The organism is Clostridium thermosuccinogenes, from assembly GCF_002896855.1.
Taxonomy (GTDB): Bacteria; Bacillota; Clostridia; order Acetivibrionales; family DSM-5807; genus Pseudoclostridium; species Pseudoclostridium thermosuccinogenes.
In genome coordinates, this window is record NZ_CP021850.1 from 4,127,655 (window position 1) to 4,148,240 (window position 20,586).

Sequence of the window (20,586 nt, forward strand, 5' to 3'; positions counted from 1 at the left end):
TCAAGTCCCCCTTAGTTTTTTTGCACTGCTTCTATCTTCTGGATATTGCCGTCCATTATATGGACGATCCTGTCGGCATATGAAGCAATGCTGATGTCATGGCTTACAATTATCAATGTCTGGTTATGTTCTCTTGCAATCGATGTTATAAGGTTCATAACCTCTTTGGTGGTTTTGGAATCAAGGTTTCCCGTAGGTTCATCGGCAAACACTATAGCGGGATTGCTTATAAAGGCTCTGGCAATGCCGACCCTCTGCTGCTGACCTCCGCTCATTTGCGATGGTTTGTGCTTCAAATGAGTTCCCAGGCCTACGGCTTCAAGCATGGCTTTGGCCTTCTTATCCCGTATATGCTTAGGTACCCCTTTGAACGTAAGAGGCAAGCTCACGTTCTCGACAGCATTCAGTGTGGGAAGCAGATTATATGACTGAAACACAAAGCCTATGTTGTTCTGCCGGAATAGAGCAAGCTTTTTCTCATTCAGCTTTTCAATATAGGTGCCATTTATTTTTATATGCCCACGAGTAGGCTTCTCAAGCCCTGCCATTAGATTCAGCAAAGTTGATTTTCCTGAGCCTGATGTTCCAAGAATGCAGCAGAACTCGCCTTCTTCTATGGCAAGATCTATATTGTCGAGAGCTACAACCTTCTCATTGCCTATCCTGTACACCTTCCTTACTCCGCTTATCTCAATGATATTTCCCAAATTCTCTAGCCCTCCGTTCCCCCATTTTGTTATTAATATCGGTAGATAATGAAAATATTGCCAATATTGTTGGACGTATGGCCTAAGAAAAAAGTTCCATCATCATGGAGCAATATATATTTTTTCAGTTATAACACAACCCAAGCTTTAAAGATAATGGCTTAACTCACTGTGCTAGAAAATTAACTTAGCATTGAATTGCTGCACTTAAAAGCAATAGTTTTGACGATCCTTCAACTTCTTCTGGCAACGCATAAATCATTCTTTTGAAGCTGCAGGGGCATGGCTGTCAATTTATAGACTAATTTACCGCTTTCGGATGTAGCAATCCTGCCGGCAATTTATTTCATGATCTGACACAACAACAAAGTAGAATTAGGTATGGCTTGTTGGCAATAAATATTGAGTGTATAAAAATGTAGAAAATAACCATAAAAGCACATTTTTTGTATCAGATTTTATTGCATTAATTAGCCAAATATGGTAAAATGTTATCGCTCAATATTCCATTGGCAGTTCAATATCAATAAGCTTTTAAGCTCTTTAGATGATGTCCATGGTAGGGTTAAGGGATGCTTGAATCAGTACATTCTTAATAAACCCGGCCAGCCAACAGAATCAGAATTCTAACCCATGCGAAGCCTGTGGAGTATGAAGCTTCAGCAGTAATTCAATAATACAGTTCAGAAAACCGCAAGGCTTCTGTTCTTTCATTGTAAATTATCGACGGTGTGGGACGGCTAAGTCTTAAAAGTGATGAAATTTCTATGTTCTTCGATAATCAAGTTTTGTGTGCATATAACCCGCATACATCAACGGGTGCGGATTATTGTGCAAGGCTAATCTTTAAATTTTAACAGCTCACAGACGTGAAATGAGCAAAGAAAAAGCGTGTTATTGGCGGTAAATGAAAACAATGCTTTGATCCAAGTAATTAATTTAAACATCATATTTTATAAACTTTGAAAGGATGGTTTTAATGAAAAAGAGATTTATAAGCATACTGTTAACAATAGTATTTGTACTTTCGGCAGCAGGCCAAGGGTTTGCTGCCATACCCGGATACACCAAACCGGCTAAACCGATCAAGGTGTTTATAAACGGTGTTGAACAGAAGCTTACCCTGCCCATATATGCATACCAGGGCAGAAACTATTATCCCTTTCGGGAACTGTGCGAAAAGGTCGGAGCGACAGTAACATACAATGAAAAAACAAAATCGGCAGAAGCGACTTTAAACGGCAATACGGTATCCTTCCCTGTAGGCAAGGATTATTATTACCTGAATGGCGTAAAAATGAGCATGGACGGAAAAACAGTAGGAGACCCTGACACCCAGAGGACGTATATACCCATAAGGTATGCCATGGAGGCCTTCGGCTTTGATGTGAAATGGCTTACTGGGTATAGTTACAACATCATAAGGATTGCCAGCCCTGCCCCTTCTGAAAGGGAAGATATACTCTTACAGCTGCACGCATATCCAGATAATTTGCAGACTTACTATAAAGATAATTCCAGGTATATGCCTAACTCAGAATTGATGGCTAAGGAAAATGAAAACATAAACATTTATGGGCCTGTAGCTTTACAAAAGAAAGCCGATTTAATCAAGGCTTTTATGGAAGTAGAAAACAATGTAGATTATAGAACTATTGATGATAAATATATAAACAGCTATAAATTTTATTTTCAGCCCAACGGAAATGATTTTTATGTATATGAATTGGAAAAAGAACTGAGCACAAGTGAATACATACAAAACAGGATTAACGATATTAAAACATATAAAATTGCTTCTAAAGCAGAATTCATAACTGATAAAACCTTGATATATTGTTCTAAAGATGGGGAAAGAAGAGTTAGAGGTAGACTCAAAATTATGTTTACTTCTGTAGATCCCAAATATTTTGCTAAATATAAAATGAAGCCTTTGAAGCTTAACAAATGGTATTACATGGATGTAGAAATAGCATTTGCTTATGTTGCATATGACCCTTATGGCAAAGATAAGTGGGAACATAGCCCTGAAACTTACACTTCTTTATATAAACTCACTGATTTTATTGAGGTGAAATGATATGAAATATAAAAGAGCGATATCAACATTGCTGATTACAGTATTAATTATTATGAGCATACCTTATATATCGTTCGCTGCGAAAATTGACTATGCACCGGATACACAGACAATAAGATTAACCACAGTAGCTACTAATGCAACCACACCGGTTACATATTCGGTTGAAGGGTGGACTATTGCTTTTACGGGAGAATCAGGGAAAAAATATGCTGTGCGTTTAAAGCTTAAAAACACATCCTCAACTCCTCTTCCAGGGAATAAAACTGAGTATGTATATGAAATCCCGATTGCGTCCACGACTGATCCAAACAACGTATTAGACCGCTGCAAAGCTACATATGGAGATCATGATGATTTTATAAAGTTTTTTTCCAAAGATAAACACGTTAAACTCTATGCCCTTATCGTTATAAAAAACAATGGAGTACCGGAAGGCAGCTTAAATTATGACGGTACCACAACAGGGAAGGTATATGACCTATATGCCGGCGATTTGGATGCACTAAAGAAAGCCAGGGCATGGCTTGACCCCACCACATTTGATGGAAACTATATAAGGGACTGCTTTATTCCTGCGGTGGACGTTCCAAAAGAAGATATTGCTCCTCCAACCGCAAAGATAACTCATAAAGGTGTAGAGGTATCTTCTCTTTCTGTGTCTGAGGGGGAGCCTATTGACATATCCGGGGCCAATTCCAAGTTTCCCAGCTATGCAACAGAAAAACTTTACACGTGGCAGTACAGGACGAAAGGCTCTTCTACCTGGACAACCCTTGTTACAAAAGGGATTGACAAGGTTGTACCTCCCTTGCCGAATTTAAAGGTAGGAAAGTATGAGGTAAAGCTTCATGTTGATTACAACATGGGAAAGAATAAATATGAGTTTAAAGAATCTGAACATCCGGAAACGTCAACGACCATGGAGCTTGAAATAAAGCCAAATGCAAACAAGGCGTATGTTATAGCAACAGGAGATATAGAACCGGATAAGATAGTGTCCCAGGAAGACGTTGACAATAACGTGCCGATACCAGTTAATGTAGGGGTAACTGGAAAGCTTATGGATTACCCGGATATTTCGAGGATATCGAAATGGACGTTGCATTTGAGGAAAGACCCGCAAGGCCCTGATGACCAATATCAGAAAGTTGAATACACAACCAACCTTAAAGATACTGCCTCAGCTACATGTGAATTTACAATACCCGCAGGATTGCTAAAAAACTCCGACAGCTATACGCAGCCGTTTGTTGTATCTGCCTGGGCGACAGTAGATGGAAAAGTTATAAAAAGTGATCCGGTATATTGTTACATAAAATTATATAAAGAGGGAGCAGCTCCTTATGTTAAGGCAACACCGTCAATAGAGCCGGATAAGAAGATATCTCAAGAAGATGTTGACAAAAATGTAATGATACCGGTTGAAGTCGGAGTTACAGGAGTGCTCAAAAATTTATCAGATATTTCGAAGATATCAAAATGGACGTTGCATTTGAGAAAAGAGCCACAGGGTGAAGATGATCAATATCAGAAAGTTGAATTTACAACTAACCTTAGAGCTTCGGCCCATACTATATGTGACTTTACTATACCGGCAGGAGTTTTGAAAAATTCCGACAGATATACTCAGAAATTCGCTGTATCTGCCTGGGCGACAGTGGATGGCAAAGTTATAAAGAGTAATACTGAGTATTGTTCTATAACAATATATAAAGTAGGAGTACCACCACCAGACCCGAATCCAGACCCACCGGAAGTAAATGAGCCTCCAGTAGCAGTTATAACATCGCCGTCATATGTTAAGGCAGGTGAATTAGTCAACATATCCGGTACAGGTTCGTATGATCCTGATGGGACGATAGTTGACTATTACTGGGAGATACAGGATAAACCCAATGCCATTAGTGGCAGCTCAGGTTATTATACTTTCCCATATATAGGAGTTTATAACGTAACGTTGGTTGTTACTGATGATGACGGAGCTACCGGACAGGCGCAAAAAGCAATCACAGTAATGCCTCCATCTCCAGTTGCTCTTATAACCGCCAACGGAAAATTTAAAGAAAACAGAATAGTAAACATCGATGGAACACATAGTATTGGAACGCCTCAATATCCCATAGACTGGTCTAAAGCTGAGTGGAGTATAACTCCTGTAAGTGATACAGGAGCAACTGATAATATATGGGTAGTGACCTCTTTGGATGCCAATGGCATGCCTATTGGAAATAAATACAGTGCCGGTTCCACAGATGGAGGCCCATTGCATAAAATCGTTTTCAAGGATGCCGGAGAATATGACATAAACCTAACTGTGTATAATACAGCCGGATTGTCCGGAAGCAGAACTTACAGATTAGAAATTAAAGAGGACCTGCCGCCTGTTGTCAATGCTTCTGTATATCCTACAGAAAGGTTATACAATGCAGATGGTACCCTGTGTGAAACTACAATTATCCGTGTGGAGCATACAAATGAAAGCGGTACTACTCCTGTTATGTTTGAAGTGTCCAGATATACATATAATGGTTGTCTGGACAGAATTAACGAATTTTTTGGAGTAAATCCGATTACTGAGGCAAAAATCTCAGAATTTCTTTCTGCTAATCCGGATATTAAGCGTGTTACTACATCAACACCATTATTTGCTAAGCTGGTAATCACGGATAACAGTTATTCACCGGACGGAGATTTTTTGGCAAACCGTAAAATATGGGTAACTTACGATGCAAACAATAATGGTGTTTTCACGGATTCGGTCGATACAAAGACTTTAATCCAGGATCTTTCAGGGCAGGACAACATAGAAAAAAACAAAGTAATAGAATACCTTTGTAGTGATACTGTAGGTAGGTATAAGGTGGAAATAGAGGTTACAGAAGGCTTTGTGCCATAAAAATGGAGTAGTTTGGGGATGAAAAAGAAAGTATCCATATTTTTAGCATTAGTATTACTGGTATTTTGCACTACAAATATATTTGCAGATGATGCGATAATAAAAAGTACAGACTTTCTCAAGAGCAAAGAGGATATTAATACGGTAGTAGATAATGCTGCACCTAATGTTGGTTTTAGTCTTGCTAAGAAGAAGCTGGTTGATGTAGTTATACTGACGGATTACACAGGAACCAATCTTACAAATTTAGCATCACAGCTAAATTCATTGAAAAATAGTTTATCAGCGAATAATGTGGACATGCAGTACAATATAATAGATGGCACTAATAAGGCTTATGCCGGAGAAGCATTAATATCTGAATCACCTATGGCAATTGGACAGTATGTTAATGCTAACTATACTTCCTTTGTGGAAAGTTATGCTGGTATAAAACAGGACTTAACAGTAACTACTAACAATCCGAATATTGCTATAGATGTATTATCTGATATAAAAATAATGAGATCATATCATGGTGGATATTATCATCACAATAGATATGCAGATATTCCCGGCAGTTCATTTTTTGCTGTAACAAATTCAGGAGAAATGTATGGCTGGGGGTATAGTTCATATGTTATTTCGCTTCTTCCTATTGAATATGGAGAGGATTCAATAACTACTCCTAGATTGTTTACAGATATCAGCGACGTTAAAGATTATATACCTAACGGTTGGTATGGCGTGGCTCTTAAAAATGACGGTTCGGTATGGTATAATGGTGAACTTCGTTATAGTCCATTGTATTTTACTGGCCCCGTAGGTGATCCAGTGTACTATTCATTTAAAAAACTACCAGGATATAGTAACATTAAGCAAATAGTAAACACCGGGAATTTTATTTTAGCACTTAAGGAAGACGGTACTGTTTGGGGGCAGGGTGATAATATATGTTATTCATTAGGTAACGTGCCAAGTAACTATAATAGGGATGCGGAAGGGTACTATACATGGGATACAGAAATGGTTCAGGTACCAGGGCTTACAGATGTAGAGAAAATATTTGGATTTAAACATTCTGCATTTGCAATAAAAAAAGATGGTACTGTCTGGGCCTGGGGAGCTAACTATTATACAGAGATACTTGGTGTACCTAGCGATGGTGAAAGTAAATTTTATTATATAGAGAATCTGAGCTATCCTCCTTATCAAATATATCATCCCAAAACTGCTTTTTGTGTTTACAATCCAAAGAAGATACCTGGACTAGATGGTAAATCCATATCACAAATAACCTGCATATACAATGAGTATAAGGACCCTATATATACAGTTATAGTTAAAACAGATGGTACGGTATGGAAGCTGGATAGCAGTGGATTATCTAAAATAACAAAAACTCGTGAACAGGGTATAGATTATGATAATTTCACGACTTATGAGCTTTATCCTGGTACACCTCTAAATGATATAGTTTACATTGACTCAAAACCTTCGCTCACTGCTTATCTAAAAAAGGATGGAACAGTGTTAATAGATTACTATAGAGTATATGAATCATTAAGTGGAAGGAAACTACGGTACATAAAAACACTAATCAATAATAATACAGGTATTAGTCCGACTATGCCTGTATATGGTGTAAGCGTGAATAAAGTATATGAAAAAACGCTTCGTAAAGGCTCAGACAGGTATTTGCTATGCATAAGCAAATCTACCGGAAATAACTACAGCGGAGGGTTTGGCTCATACTACAGCTTTGGTACTTTAAATAATTCATTTGTCGAATACCTTGGTAGAAATGATTTTTCCATATATGCTGCTGTGCCGGCATCAACCTTTGACTATATAAGCGATGTAGGGAAACAGGAGGTGTCAATACGCCACCTTGTAAATAGCTCTGTAAGGGAAGGTAAATTATACGATATAAGCCAGCTATCTACCATGCTGAACTATATTAATACAAAATATGCAAATGTAGACCCAGAAAGTAAAATAACTCAGTATGTAGTAGTAAATGAGGATAAAGTTGAATATTCAACATTTTATGATGATGGTTCGAAGGATCCGATATATACCGGAGAGTGGCAATACACTCATGATCCTACTGTGTTTGAGAATAACAATGGTATAATTTCCTTTTCCGGGCAGTGGAGAAGCACTCCCCTGTTAACCTTTACCAATGTAGGTAAATACGATGTTATATATCGGGCAACGGATAATCCAAAAAACAATATCATATTTTCAGCATACAGGAAAAGTGGTGATACACCCAAAATGACTATATATGCCCACAGAAGGCCGATAGCCCAAGCTAATGTCAACTTTACGGGAATTGACGGCAGCGGCAAATACATCACATCTACCGTCAGCACATCCTATGACCTTGACCACACAAGCAGGACAGACAAGGGAATAGTGCAGGAGAATTGGGCCTGGAAAGATATTGCCGACGCAGGCTGGACACCGGGTAAATTGCCGGGATTGCTACCTCCTAACAAAACTTATCTTGTGAGATTGTCGGTTATGGACCTGGAAGGGGCATGGAGTGATCCGTATGTATTAGCTGTTAAAACACAACTCTCCAACCAGCCGCCTACGGTAGACGCATCACCTACAAGCAGGGACTGGGGCAATACTAATGTAACCTGTACCGTAACGGCCAGCGATATCAACGGTGATTACGCATATACGAACTATATGTGGAGTACATCACCGGTAAAGCCTACATCCGGGTGGACAAAAAACACCAGCAGCAGTTTTAACGTAACGCAGTCAACACAGGGCTCATGGTATCTACACATGGAAGCGTTCGATGCTGTCGGAAACAGCTTTTACCGCATGAGAGGGCCATATAACATAGATAAAACTCCACCTTCGGGAGTGTTTAACCCCAATACTCACTCCTGGACGAATAAGGATGTAAGTGTAACTTTTGATCCATCGGATACAGGCGGCAGCGGTGTGAAACAGTGGAGATACAGAGTATCTACTAATAACGGCAGTACTTATGGCTCCTGGAGCGGTTATATAACTGGTGACACCAATGGCATGATAGTCCTAAAAGATACGGGAAGCAACAGAATACAGGCAGAGATACAGGATAATGCCGGCAATATAGGAACAGTAACATCGGGAACATATTATATAGATAAGATAGCACCAGTAGTAAATGCCAACCCTGCCACCTTAACGAGTTACGATCCTATTACAGTAACATTGACAGCTGCAGATACAGGAGGCAGTGGACTAAAGCAAACTAACTATAAATGGACTACAACAACTGCAAAACCGGCAAGCGGATGGTTGATCGCAACTGCAGGCAGTTTTTCTACCACCCTTTCCGACGACAGCAGTGAATTCTATCTGCACGTTGAAGCCTTTGACAATGCCGGTAATTCAACCTACAGGGTTTTCGGCCCTTATAAATATGAAAGCTTAAAAATCACTGGTGTAACCATATCCGGCTATTGGAACCATTGGCGCGGACAGGTGGATATGTTTGGGAAAAGAATGACAAATGAACCCCACAGGTTTCTGAGCCTGGAAAGAGTTAAAATAAACGTTTACACTTCAGGATATGCAGACAGGGTTGAAATACGTTTCAGCCCGGAACTGGAGGCAATGCAGTATACCGATATTTATGGCAATGTATACGACTATAACAGGGATTACGATCTAAACTATGTATATTTCCCACAAACATTTGCGTTGGACAATACACAAAAGGACGGCCATATATATTGGGAATACATATTACCCCTGGCCAACAGCACAAAATCATGGGATGACAGACGGCTAAGGCCTCCCTACTCTATGACTGTTACGGCTTACAAAGGTGAGAAATCCGTTGTATATACTATATCTGATATAGATATAACCGGAAATATTTTCGACTTAATATACATCCAGCCGGTAGATTAGTGATGTTGTTGAATGATAACAAGTTTGCAAGGGACGGATGCATTTCTCCCAAGCCCTATTCAAAAGGATGTACTTACATTTTTTGGACGTCAAAGATTAAGTCAATCGTGAGTTGATATGCAAAATAAACTTTACGAAAAACAGTAGAAATTGCCACATTTATATTGTAAAATATGGATATATTGAAATGAGGAGAGTTTGAAAACGATGTATAAACCATTTATCAACCAATAAGACTGTATTGAGCGAAACCAGACTTTAAACATGTATTAAAGGTAGCATTTCATCTACCTCTAATTGTGTTGCGCTCTTTACAGTCTTTTTTTATTTCTCAGGCAGGGCATCACTGCCGTCAAAAAAACTTTATGACAATGAGCGTAAAGGCTTTTATAGCCATATAAATTGGAGGTATATATGTTTAAAGGATTATGGTTTTTCGTTAAATTTGGTTGGAAATGCGAGAAAAAATACATCGTTTATTTAGTTTTAAATCAAATTATAAATTCTCTCATCCCCATCGTTTCAATTGTAATGCCCAGGTATATTATTAACGAACTTGTTGGTTTTAGAAGAGTACCTTATATATTTTTATATATCGGTATTTTAATAGGTTATAACCTATTAGGTAACATTGTATCCAACTACCTGACCTGGACTTCATTTACCTATCGACTTAGGGTCGCATCGGAATTTAGCCTTTTCATGCATCAAAAGACGATCAATGCTGATTACGCAGACTTGGAAAGCTCCGAGTATATAGACATAAAAGAGAAGGCGAAAAAGTTTCTTTTCGGAGATATGAAAGGCTTTAGCTATGTGCTGGATATCGCAGTTCAAATTATTGGGAAGCTGTTTACTCTAATTGGAATCGTCTTAGTTATCGCCAACTTAAACCCGATACTTGTTTTATTATTCATAGCCCTTGTCTTTACAAACTCTTATGTTGAATCAGTTATTAGAAAAAAACAGATAGAAATATCGCTTAAATTAACTGCTGCCGAACGCAGGGGAATGTATTACGGTGAGCTAATGGAAGGCTTCGAATATGGTAAGGAAATCCGTCTGAATGGTATGGGAGACTGGCTTATAGACCATGAGAGGAGATTTGCGAAAACTGTAAATGATGGATATGCAAGAAGCAATGAACTAGGGATTAAGGCAGGAGCCTTCGGAGCTTTTACGCTCTTTTTCCAGCAAGGTTTGCCTACATTTATCTCGTAATACAACTGATAAATAAAGCAATTACTATTGGCGATTTTTCGATGTATGTGGGTGGTGTAACTGCCTTCTCAGGTGCAATGAGGGACGTAGTGGGTAGTGTTATTGAGGTTAGTCAGTATAGAAAATATTATGAAGCTATGGAGCAGTACTTAAACATTCCCTTTAAGATGAGGAATAATGCAAGAATCCCTGTGCCTTCCGGCGAACACACTATTGAGTTCAGGAATGTGTCGTTTAAATATGCCGGGCAGAAAGTTATGCATTAAAAAATATTAGTCTTACGATACCTGCAGGACAAAAGCTCGCTATAGTCGGTGAAAACGGAGCAGGCAAAACAACTTTTGTTAAGCTGCTTTGCAGAATATATGATCCTACCGAGGGTGAAATACTTTTAGACGGAATTAATATAAAGGATCTTGATTATGACCAGTATATGGCGCTTTTTTCTACAGTGTTTCAAGACTTCAAGCTGTTTTCATTCACCTTAAAGGAAAATGTGGCCCTATCCAAAAGCGAGAAGGCAGAAGATAAAGACATAGAAAAAGTATTAATAAAAGCCGGATTTGGAGATAAGCTTGCCAGCTTACCTAAAGGTATTCATACCAATGTATTTAAAAACTTTGAAGGTGATGGATTTGAGCCATCTGGCGGAGAAGGTCAGAAGATTGCCCTGGCAAGAGCTTTATATAAAAATTCTCCGATTGTAATACTGGATGAGCCGACTGCTGCCCTTGATCCAAAAGCAGAATTTGAGATCTATCAAAATTTCAACGATCTTGTAGCTGGCAAAACCGCAATTTATATATCACATAGGTTATCGAGCACACGATTCTGTGATAAGATTGCAGTATTTGCTGACGGAGAAATTGTTGAGTACGGCAATCATAAAGAGCTATTGCAAATGGGAAAAACATATGCGAAATTGTTCAATATGCAAGCGGGATATTACACCGATAAATTGATAAGTTAATCTTCAAGTGTCTTTAAAGCTACGCACAGAAAATTATTTATATCAACAATCGGCCTTTAGCGATCTCCCTCATATCCCGCTTCGGTGGGGGCTGGTTATCCCCCACCAAGCTGGGTCGCCATCCTGGTTTGCGTCTATTCAGCTTTCTCTTGTATAAACGAGAAGCTCCTGCATCCCTTGTTTAGTTTTCTTAAATAAGTTTATGAACCAGGATCATTTCTACTTATTCGTTTTCATCCGCTTTTTTCATCCATAGTCTCGGGCTTATTAAAATGCCCATAGGCTGCAGCTGATACTGGTATGACCACCTGTTGCCGGTGCTCCTCCAGGCGTCAGGGCCGAACCATCTCACTGAACGGTCACAATTGTGCACGGCTCCAAAAGTGTTCACACGGTTGCCATAGGCGGTTATGTGTATAGTATGAGGACCTGCCTCAACATCACCAAGATCAAGCTTGTATGGAGCAAAAGCGATGGTCCCTTTCCTGTCATCATCAAGAGCAACTGACAGAACCGGGTTTCTGAACTGGGGAATTTCTATTTCCGTCTTTCCTCCCTTCAGCTCCACCGGGCAGTGATAGGTCACATTTCCGGCATAGAAAGGCAGTCCCTGATGAGTCCAGTCGCCAAAGGCGAGCTTTCTTACAGGTTCTGTGATCCTCGCATGCCTTCCATGCACGCATACTCCAAAATCCCCCAGAAGATAGCACCACTCTACATTGGTCTTAGGTCCAAAGGGTATTCTCAAGACAATTTCCGTTTTCCCGGCCGGGATGGCAGGAAGCTCAACCTTGCTTATGGATTCATCCACATACCATCCTGTTATCCGTGACGGCACCTTTGTTCCATTGACTACTATCTCCGTTTGCTCCGCATTTTCCAGTGCCAGGCATGGGGATTTGACCTCTATGTCCGACCATACCGTAAACCTAAGGCTCAAAACATGTGTCGGAGCCTCATTATCCGGGTTTACCCATGGCTGTGCCATTGCGTCCATCCTCAGGGGATATCCCAGCTTCTTCCTGAACTCATTATCTATGCGCAGCACTTCTTCCGCAGGCATCCATTCTCCATCATCAAAAGAGTATTCTGCTATATCCAAAAGAAGCGCATTAGGCTCTGAAAGGGTAACCAGCACAGGGTCCGGCAGGTCGTACGCATGCATCTCCCTTTTCTCCGCATGCTTAGGTACATGAATCAAAGCATTATCAGGTTTCCCGGGCTTCAGGCACAAAAGCAGGCTGTCATGCTGAGAGAAGCTATGGCAAATATGTGTTTCGCCATCTTTTATTTCAGCTGCAATGTCATAAATTTCTCCCGTCATAGTGTCATATACTACAGGTTTCCAAATGCCTTTCACTTTTATACGTATGTTCTCCATATAAGCTATATCAGGATTGGACATTCTGTTTGCATGACATATGAACAGCCACATTTGATCGTTATCTTCCCTCATCTGGTAAAGCAGGTTATCCGCGCGGGAGCCGTCCTCCTTCCGGATTTCTACATCTCTGTAGCTTTCGAGGGTTTCCAGTATACGGCTCTTTGAAAAGGGTATTCTGGTGCATTTCTCAGCCAGCTTCACTGCCCGGTCGGATTCCACCGCATCCACAAGTCTTGCCGGTTCTCCTGCAAAAACGACATTTCCTCCGGCCATCCGAAACGCTTCAAGACGGTCCAACGTAGTAGAGCGGAGGGTTTCGCAGGCTGGAATAACAATCACATCATAATTCATCTCCCCGACCTTCAATACCGGTGAATTTTCAACGGGGCATAAAGACGGCAAGAGGGATTCGGATATGAAATCAAAATCCAGCAAGCCGAATAACAGCCATTCCGTTATATTTTTAAAGTTGCTTTCCAGCTCCTCCCTGATTACGCTGGTTTGCTCTCTAGGTCCCCAATGCAGCCAGTAGGACTCTATGGGATGTATGACTCCGATGCGGACATGGGGCCTTCCCCGGGTCAATGCCGTATTCAGCCGGCTAAAATGGTCTTCTATCAGAGGATACTCCTTATACCATGGAGACTGATATCCGATGCTTGCCGGGTAATCACGCTTTGCTTCGCCGGCCATGGATACCCAGGTGAGGTGATGTACCCTTACTGTCACTCCCAAGGCAGCCTGCCAGTCCCCAGCCACCTTGTGTCCCCGGAAATCAAAATCCCAGTTGGTGACACCGTAAAGCTCGCTCAACACACCGGGACAGCCATATTGATGGGCTGCACTTTGCGCTTGCTTGGCAGTGGTGTATTCCCTCGAATCACACAGTATGTCTATTCCAGGAAGCTGGAATGACCGGTAGGATCTCATGGCTTCACCAAGGGCCTGGGTTTGAGAAAACAGAGTAGGCTCCTCCATCATGTGGCCGGTCAGCATAATCCCATGGGATTTACACCAACTGCCTATGGTGTCGGCAAAAGCTTCTGCAAACCTCTCACTCAAATGGTCATGGTAACGGTATCTTGCCAGCGAAACTTTACCATCAGGAAGCTCCCAGAAAAGCTCAGGCAGATAATCCAGTATATCGTCACCATAGGTATTCTTATATGTAACACTGAAATCATCCGTGAAGGGAAGCACCACATCCCTTTCTTCATAAGCATATCCAAAAGTTTGCTTGTGGCTGAACTGAGGCTCGTCGGTGAAAATAGCCGGGATTGATTTGCCAAAATCATCCCCCAGCTCAGCATAGTACCTTTCATGGGTGATTTCAATAAATTTGCGTATCGCTTCACGGTCCAGCGTGTTTACATAAGCCTGATTGTTAAACCATGGGCTGTCGGACGCAATTTCTAGATAAGCCCACCACACTTTTGCCTTTTCGTCAGGTGTTTCTCCATCCTTTAGTCTCTTATAGCTAGCCAGATACCCATTTTCTAAAATTACCTGATACCTTGCCAGGCAGTAGCCTTTTTCATTTCTTCCTCCCCGCGCTGCGGAAATATTCTCATTTTTCTCCACCTTATCATCACTATATGGTCTTGGAGTAAACAGAAGATATCTGGCTCTGTACCTGTGATCTTTAGTCACCAGACCTCCCGCTGCCCCGGAAGGCCAGCGGTCTTCATCATACAGCCAGCAAAGCATATCATTTTTCTTGGCCTTCTCATTGCAGGCCTTAACCAGATCCATAAATTCATCGCCCAGATATTCCGTTGCCATACCTGAACGGCTGTGTATATGGAATCCTCCCATTCCCATTTCCTTGAGCTGATCTATCTCTTTTAAAAGCAGTTCCTTGTCAAGCTTGCAATTCCACGCCCAGAAGGGAGCTCCCCGATATTCTGCTGTCGGGTTTTTAAAAAGCGAATCCGGAAGATTTTTGGAATCATTCTTTGGGTAAAGCATAGTGACTACCTCCCATATCAATGAGTTTTCAGTATCTCTCGACAATTCTATTATATATAGTTTTGCTTTTCATGGGGGCATCTTATGAAAATTATAGGCTTTTACTACATTGTTAACACCAAAACAAGAATGTTATTTTAATTATTGACTGTACTATGCAAGCATGAGGGGTTTTTGCCGGAGAAAAATTGTTTTAAGATTTTTCAGTTTCCTTTGGCGATACTTAAATCAACCTGAACATGGACATAACCTAAATTCCAGCTTAAACCCAAGAGCGTGTCAGGTATGTCTATAATGCAATTTTACTCATTTAAGATGGAGCAAGCCTTTTATAAGTATTTTCCACATAAAAACCACACAATAGCAAAGCAGAGCCATGTTAATATATTGCCCCCAAAACGAATAAGGCTTATTCCAATCGCCTTTTGTGCTTGTATTATATGTTAATATGAAGATGGTATTTATTGTGTAAATGTATTAGAATAGTAAAGGCAATATTAAAAACGTTTGAGTAAATCGGCACTGAACATCATATCAAATCTGTAATAAATCAGGAGGTCCATATGCTTATTGAGAAGGGAAGCAAGCTTGTTATGATTGGTGATTCCATCACCGATACTGACCGTGCCAGACCCATAGGAGAAGGTCTGTTTGATGGTACGGGTAAGACATATGTGGGAATGGTGAATTCCATGCTGGGAGCTACATATCCCGAAAGAAAAATCCGTGTGGTCAACATGGGCATCAGCGGTAACACAGTGAGAGATCTGAAAGCGAGATGGCAAACCGATGTAATTGATCTAAAACCCGACTGGCTTTCAATTCTCATCGGTATCAACGATGTATGGCGTCAGTTCGATTCTCCTACCATGACCGAACAGCATGTGTACATAGATGAGTATGCCCGGACTCTGTCAGAACTGGTGGTCAGTACAAAGCCTCTGCTGAAAGGCCTGGTACTCATGACGCCGTACTATATAGAGCCCAACCGTAATGATGCAATGCGTGCCACTATGGACAAGTACGGAGAGGTTGTAAAGGACATCGCAAAGAAGAATAATGCAATTTTTGTGGATTTGCAAGCTGCCTTTGATGAAATCCTTAAGCACTATCATCCCAATGCAATCGCATGGGACAGAGTGCATCCCAACCTTATAGGTCACATGGTGATCACCCGCGCCTTCCTGAACGCGGTGGAATATTCATGGAACGGGCAGGCTTAACAGCCTGCCATTCCTTTTTTCATCTTTGTCCACTCTTGTATACCCAGTCATGTTGATTTGATTAATGGGATTACTTAGTGCTTCCTTGATTTTATCATTCCTCAGCTTACATGATTCTTGTCTTATTTATACTAATTTGAAGATTTTTCCATGCCAGGCGATTATTAAGTGCGACCTCTGCGGGTTAAAGGGTATTATCACTGCGGCAAATTTCGCACAACAGAAATTCATTCCGAAACCGACAGATTCCTAGCAGTGGTACCCCGGATGGTACGGTTAATCTGAGTCATCTTTTCATCAAGAATCCTAATCTGTTCAGAGCATTCACGAAGTTCTTCCACCACATCCTCCGGCGCTGTTCCATCGTATTTATAACGCAGCTTATGCTCCAAGCTTGCCCAAAAATCCATAGCCACAGTCCTGATCTGGACCTCAACCCGCACCCTTTCCATACGGTTTGAAAAGTACACAGGTATCTCGACCACCAGATGCAGGCTGCGATATCCATTAGGTTTAGGATTTTTGATATAGTCCGTCATTTTTATCAGCGTAACATCATCCTGGGAAATTAGCATATCAGCTATCATATAGATATCGTCGATAAAAGAGCATATTACCCGGACGCCGGCAAGGTCATTCAATTCCTTGCGTGCCACATCCAGGCTCAGCGGAAATCCTTTTCGTATCAGCTTATCAATGATGCTTTTCGGAGTTTTTACTCTGGATTTTATATGCTCAATAGGATTGTATTCATGCATGCTTTGGAACTCATCATTCAATATCTCCAGCTTGGTGTTGATTTCTCTTAAAGCAGACTTATACAGCAGCTGGATACTTGTAAATTCGTTTATATACCTTTCCAGTTCATCTGCTTGGATTTTATACATGAGCATTTTGCTAGCTTCATCGGACTGCGGATGGAATTTACGCAACTTTTTCTCCATGCTATGCTGCATCCCCCAATCCACAAAATCAGGGAGATGATCTCCATTCCCTTCTAAAATATTGTTGTAGTTGATTTTTACCAGATAATATATCCATCAATATTATAGTATACAATGATGGAATATCTGTCAATGAGGGTGAGAGGGAGGGGTGGGGACGCTCCTGCATGTTTTTTAAAAAACAGCAGCAGAATATCGAGCAAAATAACCTTAAAGCGATGTAAATAGGAGAGGGACATTCCTGCATTTTTATCAAAATGGCGATAGAATGTTGGATAAAAGCAGAGAAAGTAAAAAGTAAAGGAAAGCTGGGGGACGCTTCTGCATTTTTTATATTTTTTATTGAAAGCATCAGCAGGATGTCGGAAAAATAGCCATAGACTAAAAATGCTAATATAATATTCTGTGTGTCAAAGAAACTACAAGCTAAATTTAACCCGGGAGCAATTATCTTAACCTCATAAAAAGATCTTTACCACTGCTTCCTTGCCTAACAAGAAGGCCAGCAATTCAATTTCAAAACAACATAGCGTGTAATGGTTACCATGCATTTTGCTCCTTAACTTTGATTATTGGTGAATAATTGAGCTAAAACTACCAAAAAAATAAGGAAAATAAAAATTTATTTTCCTAGAAAAAGTAATCAATCAATATATTATTAAGCAGTACAATATTGATGCATCAGCATCAGTTCATTTTAGTCATGCTTTTCAGGCATTGACGACCATCATACGATGGATAACTTATATGCCGGCTCAATGTCTGACTCTGGGGCTGATATCCCAATACTTATGCTTTCCCTTCTCAGTGCTGTCTATAGTTTTATTAATTTTCATGAATCGCTCCTTTTGAAATAATAGTGGCCTTCCCCAATTTTCATTTTCACCAAAAGGTAAATCTCTGAAGCTTCTCGGATTTAACACAACCTTTGCTTTTTCACCCTATAACTTTTTCATACTCAGAAGCCTTATGCTTGCTCCTGCAGATAATCTTTTTTATGCTGTATTCCGATAGATTGTACCTTTCAGCAATCTTCTCCACGCTGATACCACTTCTGTAAAGCATGACAATTTCTGCATTTCTTCTTTTATACATTTCCCGCGTACCGTTGGACTCTCCCCAGCCGGCCCTGATTTCTTCCCTGCCGGGCACATACAGTATTTCGCCCTGCACATATTGCTGCAGTTCTCTTAAAAGACGTTCAGGAAGAATTGTTTTTGCATTTCTGTATTTCAATTATGGTTCACACTCCTTAAAATCGGCATAAAAAATCCACAGAGAATAACCCCTGTGGATTTTCGTTTATAAGACATTTATGTCCTTTAAGGTAAAGCAAAAGCACGATAACCTCCACCGTGCTTTTTATCAATTGTTAGGGACACCTCTGCCGAGCAGAACACCTATTGCCTGAGTATACGCTCAACATGTATTTAACGGTTTTCCCTAAACCTTATATTCAGCTAAAAGGGTTATTTCAAAGCATAGCTGCAAAAGGCACAACAAACAGACCCAAATCAAAACAGGGTGATTCTCTCATACCTTTTGCCAATATTCAGTTATAGAAAGGCCACCTCAATTACAGTTCTTTTCATAATTCCATAACACTCCTTTCCTACTGAAATATTAAAACCCATATTTATTGTATTACAACATTTTACAAAACGTCAAGGGAAAGAATCGTTATAATTGTTTGTGCCATATATTCTAAGATCATAAATATAAAATCAAACGCAGCAAATTTTTATTTGCCCCTCTTAAAGACGCTTCCCGGCTCAATGCAAAAGGGGCGCTCAAACCATTTACGGCTTGATACGCCCCGGCCATCAAACGATGGCCACCTCCATTGCAATCTTCACTTTAAGACCACTCCTTTCTTTGCGAAAGTCGGCTCCGGATACCGCGATGTACATGGTGTCCATGTACAATAATTATTATAAGGCTAATATATCGCCGCCTCAAGCTACTAAACAGCTATAACTGAACTCTCTTAGGGGACGCTCCTTTTTAATTCAGACTAAATGATAGGCATGGAAAAACCCTGGCATACCTATACCGCTAGGGCTTATTATTCAGACAATGTAAAATAGATATTATTAAGTGAAATTACTAAGCTCGTTTGTAGTATAACTAATGCCGATGAAAATTCAATACGGTTATACTGCTTTTGATTATTGATTACTAAATATGTCAAAGATTTGAATACAGCACAAAACAGCCTTAGAAGCCTGTGCAAGGCATCTTAAGCTCGATTCGGATAGTTATGAGATTTTTGATAGGATGAATGGATGGTCTTTAGAGTCTATTATTCACTACGTCCACAAATCAACGCCTACCCAGCCCGAATTAAAGAATTGAATGTATTCCGGTATTTCAAATCTTCTTTTATTAACCGGAATCCTTCATTAGTAAGCCTTGATATCCCGGACAGCGACATGTTGCCTATATATTCACATAGGCTTTTATATGTATATCCACATATCGATCTCATTATATATACCGTGAATGCTCTGATTCTGCTTGCTTCCCTGCTGTATTTTGCTCTCAGCTTTTCCGCCACTCCCCTGCCTAAAAGATTACTGATTTTATAAATTATGTCCTCCGGGGTTCTATTCCTCACTATATACTGTTTCTCGCTACTGTACACATTTTCAGTGTAAGCCTTCATTATGCTATCGTCTACTTCCCTCATTATGCCTGTTTCTTTCATGGATTCTGTAAATACCCTGTACTTCTGCCGTGCAGCCCTTTTATCCCTTCCGAAGTGACTAAGTATAAATTCCGTATCCACTATACCGTCGGTGTCCTTCCGGCATCCTGTGTAAATACCATAAGACGAATAGCGGTAATATTCCTCCCTGCCGGCATATCCGGGCAAGTCCTTAGGATTGTTGTGGATATATGCCGACAGGGTAAGGCTGTAAGTATCATTGTCCACTATCGTGCTGGCAAAACGCCCTTGAAATAGATGCCCATGGCGGTCATACTTCCTGTTGAAGTAAGCAACGTAAGCATTGTTCAGACAGCGCATGAACGTGGAAATGTCAAAGCCGCAGGGGTCAATGTAAATATGAACATGGTTGCTCATCAGGACATAGCAATATATCTTGCAATGATACTTTTCTTTATAGCGCTTCAGGAGCGATAAATAATAATCCTTGTCCTCATCACACTGGAAAAGGTCCACTTCGCTGATGCTCCTGGACATCACATGATACATGGATTCTTCTGACTTCTTCCTGGCTGCTCTTGGCATGATAAACCACCTCTGGATATCATTTGTGGTT

The 20,586-nt window shown here is 40.4% G+C and carries 12 protein-coding genes; 7 read left to right on the forward strand and 5 right to left on the reverse strand.

Going from position 1 to position 20,586, the window contains the following annotated elements:
• Positions 1-11 precede the first annotated feature (11 nt).
• Entirely contained in the window at positions 12-707 is a 696-nt protein-coding gene (locus CDO33_RS18110; RefSeq protein ID WP_103081683.1) for an ABC transporter ATP-binding protein, read from the reverse strand.
• A 979-nt stretch (positions 708-1,686) separates the two neighbouring features.
• Between CDO33_RS18110 and CDO33_RS18115 the strand changes: the two genes are divergently transcribed.
• The 6 genes from CDO33_RS18115 to CDO33_RS18140 all read left to right on the forward strand — a co-directional run bounded on the left by CDO33_RS18115 (position 1,687) and on the right by CDO33_RS18140 (position 11,783).
• Positions 1,687-2,787 (forward strand): copper amine oxidase N-terminal domain-containing protein, encoded by a 1,101-nt coding sequence (locus CDO33_RS18115; protein ID WP_161496518.1) that lies wholly within the window; start codon positions 1,687-1,689, stop codon positions 2,785-2,787.
• Position 2,788: 1 nt separating this feature from the next.
• Positions 2,789-5,686: a PKD domain-containing protein gene (locus CDO33_RS18120; RefSeq protein WP_103081681.1), complete on the forward strand. Its 2,898-nt coding sequence runs from the start codon at positions 2,789-2,791 to the stop codon at positions 5,684-5,686.
• Between the two features lie 18 nt (positions 5,687-5,704).
• The gene (locus CDO33_RS18125) at positions 5,705-9,592 is read left to right on the forward strand and encodes an RCC1 domain-containing protein (protein ID WP_103081680.1); all 3,888 of its coding nucleotides are present in this window, start codon (positions 5,705-5,707) and stop codon (positions 9,590-9,592) included.
• A gap of 414 nt (positions 9,593-10,006) precedes the next feature.
• Entirely contained in the window at positions 10,007-10,813 is an 807-nt protein-coding gene (locus tag CDO33_RS18130; RefSeq protein WP_103081679.1) for an ABC transporter ATP-binding protein, read from the forward strand.
• Positions 10,814-10,854: 41 nt separating this feature from the next.
• Positions 10,855-11,079 carry an ABC transporter ATP-binding protein/permease gene (locus CDO33_RS18135; protein ID WP_103081678.1) on the forward strand — a complete coding sequence of 75 codons (225 nt, stop codon included), beginning with the start codon at positions 10,855-10,857 and terminating at the stop codon, positions 11,077-11,079.
• 41 nt (positions 11,080-11,120) lie between these two features.
• Positions 11,121-11,783, forward strand: a complete 663-nt coding sequence (locus tag CDO33_RS18140; protein WP_242973495.1) for an ATP-binding cassette domain-containing protein — start codon at positions 11,121-11,123, stop codon at positions 11,781-11,783.
• Positions 11,784-12,006: 223 nt separating this feature from the next.
• Here CDO33_RS18140 and CDO33_RS18145 read toward each other — a convergent pair whose 3' ends face one another.
• Entirely contained in the window at positions 12,007-15,135 is a 3,129-nt protein-coding gene (locus tag CDO33_RS18145) for a glycosyl hydrolase (RefSeq protein ID WP_103081676.1), read from the reverse strand.
• 563 nt (positions 15,136-15,698) lie between these two features.
• Here CDO33_RS18145 and CDO33_RS18150 point away from each other — a divergent pair.
• Entirely contained in the window at positions 15,699-16,358 is a 660-nt protein-coding gene (locus CDO33_RS18150; RefSeq protein WP_103081675.1) for an SGNH/GDSL hydrolase family protein, read from the forward strand.
• A 227-nt stretch (positions 16,359-16,585) separates the two neighbouring features.
• Here the strand turns inward: CDO33_RS18150 and CDO33_RS18155 are convergent, their stop codons facing one another.
• From CDO33_RS18155 to CDO33_RS18165, 3 genes are all read right to left on the reverse strand, one after another.
• The gene (locus CDO33_RS18155; RefSeq protein ID WP_333551613.1) at positions 16,586-17,302 is read right to left on the reverse strand and encodes a GTP pyrophosphokinase; all 717 of its coding nucleotides are present in this window, start codon (positions 17,300-17,302) and stop codon (positions 16,586-16,588) included.
• Positions 17,303-18,238: 936 nt separating this feature from the next.
• Positions 18,239-18,538, reverse strand: a complete 300-nt coding sequence (locus tag CDO33_RS18160; RefSeq protein WP_103081674.1) for a CD3324 family protein — start codon at positions 18,536-18,538, stop codon at positions 18,239-18,241.
• A gap of 1,093 nt (positions 18,539-19,631) precedes the next feature.
• Positions 19,632-20,555, reverse strand: a complete 924-nt coding sequence (locus tag CDO33_RS18165; RefSeq protein WP_103081673.1) for a transposase — start codon at positions 20,553-20,555, stop codon at positions 19,632-19,634.
• Positions 20,556-20,586 lie beyond the last annotated feature (31 nt).

What these genes read in the sequence shown, in the direction of transcription:
- CDO33_RS18155 (WP_333551613.1), bottom strand. Translation starts at nt 17,302, where the DNA reads ATGGAGAAAAAGTTGCGTAAATTCCATCCGCAGTCCGATGAAGCTAGC.
- CDO33_RS18150 (WP_103081675.1), top strand. Translation starts at nt 15,699, where the DNA reads ATGCTTATTGAGAAGGGAAGCAAGCTTGTTATGATTGGTGATTCCATC.
- CDO33_RS18135 (WP_103081678.1), top strand. Translation starts at nt 10,855, where the DNA reads ATGTATGTGGGTGGTGTAACTGCCTTCTCAGGTGCAATGAGGGACGTA.
- CDO33_RS18120 (WP_103081681.1), top strand. Translation starts at nt 2,789, where the DNA reads ATGAAATATAAAAGAGCGATATCAACATTGCTGATTACAGTATTAATT.
- CDO33_RS18130 (WP_103081679.1), top strand. Translation starts at nt 10,007, where the DNA reads ATGTTTAAAGGATTATGGTTTTTCGTTAAATTTGGTTGGAAATGCGAG.
- CDO33_RS18125 (WP_103081680.1), top strand. Translation starts at nt 5,705, where the DNA reads ATGAAAAAGAAAGTATCCATATTTTTAGCATTAGTATTACTGGTATTT.
- CDO33_RS18145 (WP_103081676.1), bottom strand. Translation starts at nt 15,135, where the DNA reads ATGCTTTACCCAAAGAATGATTCCAAAAATCTTCCGGATTCGCTTTTT.
- CDO33_RS18115 (WP_161496518.1), top strand. Translation starts at nt 1,687, where the DNA reads ATGAAAAAGAGATTTATAAGCATACTGTTAACAATAGTATTTGTACTT.
- CDO33_RS18165 (WP_103081673.1), bottom strand. Translation starts at nt 20,555, where the DNA reads ATGCCAAGAGCAGCCAGGAAGAAGTCAGAAGAATCCATGTATCATGTG.